Source organism: Pseudomonas sp. Xaverov 259, from assembly GCF_019352915.1.
Classification (GTDB): domain Bacteria; phylum Pseudomonadota; class Gammaproteobacteria; order Pseudomonadales; family Pseudomonadaceae; genus Aquipseudomonas.
In genome coordinates this window covers 1-326 of sequence record NZ_JAAAFV010000055.1, presented here as the reverse complement: position 1 = coordinate 326, position 326 = coordinate 1, and the positions used below count along the sequence as shown (strand labels likewise).

1 protein-coding gene is annotated in these 326 nt (G+C 43.3%); it reads right to left on the bottom strand.

The features are described 5' to 3' along the window. Positions 1-189, bottom strand: a 189-nt coding sequence (locus K0H48_RS22735; RefSeq protein ID WP_219269290.1) for a hypothetical protein, incomplete at its 3' end; no start/stop codon positions are given. Between the last annotated feature and the right edge of the window lie 137 nt (positions 190-326).

Sequence of the window (326 nt, the reverse complement as noted above, 5' to 3'; positions counted from 1 at the left end):
GAAGGGAGGAAATTGCTGGGCAGCATTATGAGCATTATCAACACTTTTTTTCATGGAGGAAGTAAGTACAGGGAAAGCCAGATGAATTACGTTTAGAGCTGTGGAGGTCATTAAGACCCTGAATAATTGCTTTGATGGACCCATGCTGCCACAAAAAAAGATATAGGGGGCTGCCTTTATCCATGACATATAGCCACATCGGAGACATTTAATGATGCAATTTGAGCCCTGTGCCGAAGCTCAGTACCATATTACATGCCTCAAAGTGGTATCCAACCGTTAACTACAAATTAGAAACGTATACGGATCCCCCGGGCCATACTAGT